General features: G+C 64.4%; 4 protein-coding genes and 1 pseudogene. 3 read left to right on the forward strand and 2 right to left on the reverse strand.

The window, feature by feature from the left end:
* From EOA29_RS27835 to EOA29_RS27845, 3 genes are all read left to right on the forward strand, one after another.
* A partial coding sequence (locus EOA29_RS27835) for a GMC family oxidoreductase (protein ID WP_145969832.1) occupies positions 1-823 on the forward strand: 823 nt, incomplete at its 5' end.
* Between the two features lie 11 nt (positions 824-834).
* A complete protein-coding gene (locus tag EOA29_RS27840; RefSeq protein ID WP_126090555.1) occupies positions 835-1,278 on the forward strand; it encodes a hypothetical protein in 444 nt (147 codons plus the stop codon).
* A gap of 74 nt (positions 1,279-1,352) precedes the next feature.
* Positions 1,353-2,432 (forward strand): glycosyltransferase, encoded by a 1,080-nt coding sequence (locus EOA29_RS27845; protein WP_126090554.1) that lies wholly within the window; start codon positions 1,353-1,355, stop codon positions 2,430-2,432.
* 20 nt (positions 2,433-2,452) lie between these two features.
* On the opposite strand, the gene EOA29_RS27850 is transcribed toward EOA29_RS27845, so the two are convergent.
* Together EOA29_RS27850 and EOA29_RS27855 are read right to left on the reverse strand one after the other, a co-directional pair.
* The gene (locus EOA29_RS27850; RefSeq protein ID WP_127221888.1) at positions 2,453-3,475 is read right to left on the reverse strand and encodes a phosphoribosyltransferase; all 1,023 of its coding nucleotides are present in this window, start codon (positions 3,473-3,475) and stop codon (positions 2,453-2,455) included.
* A gap of 82 nt (positions 3,476-3,557) precedes the next feature.
* A pseudogene (locus EOA29_RS27855) lies at positions 3,558-4,062 on the reverse strand (lipopolysaccharide biosynthesis protein); the annotation flags it as partial.

Below are 4,062 nucleotides of genomic sequence, written 5' to 3' on the forward strand. Positions count from 1 at the left end.
GGTCAATAATGGCCTGATGCACGTCTTCGAGCACGCGGACGTGTCGGTGTGCCTGGGCGCCGAAGTGCGCCGGCTCGACCATGCCGGCGGTTCGGTGCGATCGGTCAGCTTCGTGCGCAACGGCAAGGAATATTCGGTCAGCGGCGACCTCGTCGTCCTCGGCGCCAATGCCATCCAGAGCCCGGCGATCATGCTGCGCTCCGGGCTCGGCGGCGAGTTCGTCGGACTCGGCCTGCATGAATCCTATGGCTGGAACTACGAGGTCTATCTCGACGGCGTCGACAATTTCGACGGCAGCACCATCACCACCGGGCTGAATTTCGGTCTCTATGACGGCCCGCATCGCGCTGAGCACGCGGCGGCGCTGGTCTATTTCGAGAACCGCTGGCAGCATGGCATGCGGGCCGAGAAGGGGCGGCTCAGGCAAGTGCTGCCGCTGGTCATCGTCACCGAAAACCTGCTCGACCCGGAAAACCGGGTGATCCTCGACAAGAACGAGAACGCCTTCGTCAGCTTCAAGGGCGCGTCCGACTACGCAACCAAAGGCATGGCCAAGGCGCTCGAGAGGCTGCCGTCGCTGCTCAAGCCGCTGCCGGTCGAGCAGATCTTCGATCGCGGGATCCGGCCAACCGAATCGCATGTGCAGGGCACCTTGCGGATGGGCACCGGTCCGGCCGACTCGGTGGTCGACCGCGACATGATCCACCACCGGCTCCGCAACCTCGTCGTTGTCGGCACCAGCACCTATCCGAGCTGTTCCTGCGCCAACCCGAGCCTGACCGCCGCCGCCCTTTCGCTTCGGGCGGCGAGCCGGCTGGCATGAAGGAGGAACCGATGAAGATCACGCGACGCACCGCGCTGGCCGTTGTCGCCGGCGGCATTGCTTCGACCGGCATCGCCGCTGCCGCCGTATCGTCCTTCTCGGATGAGGATCTGGTCCGCGTCACGCTGGAAAAATACTTCGGTCCGCTCAATATGCGGATCGAGCATCTGCAGCAATTCGTGCTCGAGTTCCGCAACCGCAGTCCGTGGGTATTCCCGAGCGACAAGCTGGCGGATGCGGTGACGCTTTTGGAGACCGTGAAGCTCGACAAGGCGCGCGAATTCCTGCCCAGGCAGAAGCAGCAGGATGTCGGGAATTTCGAGCGCTGGGTCATCGCCGAGTTCCACATGCTGACCGACTATGCCTGGCGCGGCTCGCCCAGTGATCCGATCCGCTTCACCGGCTGGCACCCATGCACCAATCCGTTCGCCAATCTCGAGGAGCAGAGTGCCTGAAACCGTCCGGCGGGCACGCTCGCCGGCAAGCCAGGAACAACTGGCCAAGAAAAACGTGACAAGGAGCCGAGCCCATGAAAGTTCTTTTCGCAGGCGGTACTGGCTACACGCCGCAGTTCAGCGGCGGTGTCCAATCGAGCACGCATCACCTTGTCGAGCAGTTGATCGAGCACGGCCATGAGGCTTCGGTGCTCGCCGCTTTGTTCGGCCAGGGCTTGTTCGGCTACAAGGCGCGCGCCAAGATGAAGCTGCTGGGCCAGCCCGCCGTGATCGACAGCTTTCCGGGCTATCCGGTGGTGCGTGCCTGGTTTCCCTGGGAGGCCGCCGCTTTCGCCGTCAAGAAGATGCAGCCCGACGTCGCCGTCGTGCAATGCCACAACTCCGTTCCGCTCGGCAAGGCGCTCCAGGCCGAGGGCGTGCCGCTGGTCGTCTATCTGAGGAATGTCGAATTCCACGAACTGGGCGGCGACCTGCGCGAGCTCGATGCGGCGCGCTATATCGCCAATTCCGAATTCACGGCCCGCACCTACAGCCGGGAGTTCGGCATCGAGTCCACCGTCATCCCGCCGACCATCAATCCGGCCACCTACAGCACGCCGACGACCGGTGAGTTCGTCACCTTCATCAACCCCTATGAGGAAAAGGGCTTTGACCTGGCTGTGCGCGTTGCCGCCGCTTGCCCGGAAATACCGTTCCTGTTCGTCGAGAGCTGGAAGCTCGAGGACGACCATCGGGCCCAGATCGAGCGGACCATCGCGCCATTTTCCAACATCAGGCTGGAAAACCGCACCAGCGACATGAAAACCATCTATGGCCGCACGAAGATCCTGCTTGCGCCAAGCAAATGGGAAGAAGCCTGGGGCCGCGTCGCGTCTGAAGCCCATTGCAGCGGCATTCCGGTTGTCGGTTCGCGGCGCGGCGGCCTGCCCGAGGCGATCGGCTCAGGTGGCGTGGTGCTGGATTATGACGCGCCGCTGGAGGACTGGGTCGGAGCGGTCAGGCGGCTGTGGAACGATCGCCAGGAGTACGGGCGGCTCTCGGAGGCGGCGCTCGCCTTCTCGCAGCGCCCGGAACTCGATCCCGACCGCCAATTCGCCACCTTCTTCGGCCTGCTCGAGAGGGCGGCGCAGCAGCGCTCCCGGCGAGCCGCGTAGAGCATCGCGTAAGTTATTACTTACGCAGGCCTTTTGACGCGGCTTTTCAGCATTTCATAGCCACGCGAGCCCAATAGCGCCCGCACTGCCGCTTTCGCGACCTTCTTGCGTCCGTCGGGCGAATTGACCTGCCTGAGCCGCGCCGGCAGGTTGCGCGCCGCCTGCTGCAGCGCCGGCAGCGACAGCGCATCGGGAAAGCTCACAATATTGGTCTCGACGCACAGCACCGGCTTGCCCGACAGCTTGGCGATCTTGAGCGCCTGCTCATGCTCGCTCTCGATGAACAGGATGGCGTCCGACTTGCGGTAGAAATCGGCTTTGAAGCTGCCATGCGCGCCGAGCCGCTGTCGCTCGGCCTTGCTCGGCAGGTCGAGCATGATGAGGTGGTCGTATTTGATCTCGTGACTGGCGAGCCACGCCTCGGTCAGCTTGCGGTACTTTTCCAGCCGGCTCGTCACCAGCCAGCCGATCTTGCGGGTCGGCCCGAGCAGCGGCCGCGCCTCGGCGAGGAATTTCTCGTAGGCCGGGCCGTCGTCGTTTTCTTCCTCGGTCGGGTCGAGGCAGAGCACGCCGTCGATGTCGACGCAGCATTGCTCGAGGAAGATGTGGTGCATGAAGTTCCACTGGAACATCCTGGGATGCGGCACGACCTCGAAGACGATGTCGGTTTCCTTGTGTTCCGACAGGAGGCCGAACACGGCGGCGAAGACGAAATCGCCCTTGATGCCGGCAGCTTCGATCTTGTTGCGCGCATCGCGCATGGCGTTGCCGCCGCTGACGCTGTCGTCGATCACCAGGATCTTGCGCATTTCGGAATGCTGCCGGTCAAGCGCGGCGCGGCGCTTGGTGATTCCCGACGTGTAGATTCTGCCGGCGAGGAAGCTGTCGAGATCGGTCACCGGGATGTTCGCCGTCAGGCTGACCAGCGTTGCGGCGAGCACGCCGCTTCTCGGCACGCCGACCACCAGGTCGATGTCGCGCGGCAGCCGGTGCAGGTTCCGCACGATCGCGTCGTTCATGTCTGAAATCGATCGGTAGTTCATGCTGTTGCCTTACCCTCAAATCAGCGGCTTTTTGCCGGTTGTCCGGCCACGGCCGGGACGCATTGCATTGCACCGAGCAAGCTCATTTTGCTTCGCTGGGTGCTGCGGAAAACCCGCGCGCCGGGATCAGCCGCAAGGCCTCCCGAAGCGCCTCGCGGCCGGCGCCGAAGGCGAGCGCGACGATGATGGTGACGACATAGGACAGCACCGCGCCGCCTGCCAGGGCGATGACGGGCTGCGCCGGCAGCATTGGCTTGGCGAGCCAGACCAGCGCCAGCGCCAGATGCGCGCCGAGCACGAACGGGGTCGCCGCGTAGAGCACATGGCTCGCGCGCAGCGGTCCGGCCTTGCCGACATAGAGCCAGAGGAAAGGCGTCCGCAGATATTCGCTGACCGCGTAGACGACCGCGACGCCGAGCGCGCCATAGGGCAGGCCGATGGCAAAGGCCAGCACCGAGGTCACGGCGGTGATGATGCCCCAGCGCATGAAATCGCCCGAACGGCCCTGGCTGACGAACAGCCAGCCGGCCGGGGTGGTGAGCGGCCGCCAAAAGCCGGCGAAACCCAGCGCCAGGGAGATATCGGCG

Origin of the sequence: Mesorhizobium sp. M1E.F.Ca.ET.063.01.1.1 (assembly GCF_003998155.1) — a bacterium.
Classification (GTDB): domain Bacteria; phylum Pseudomonadota; class Alphaproteobacteria; order Rhizobiales; family Rhizobiaceae; genus Mesorhizobium.

Bases quoted from the DNA above. Each gene is read 5' to 3' on its own strand.
- EOA29_RS27840 (WP_126090555.1), top strand. From the start codon at position 835: ATGAAGATCACGCGACGCACCGCGCTGGCCGTTGTCGCCGGCGGCATT.
- EOA29_RS27845 (WP_126090554.1), top strand. From the start codon at position 1,353: ATGAAAGTTCTTTTCGCAGGCGGTACTGGCTACACGCCGCAGTTCAGC.
- EOA29_RS27850 (WP_127221888.1), bottom strand. From the start codon at position 3,475: ATGAACTACCGATCGATTTCAGACATGAACGACGCGATCGTGCGGAAC.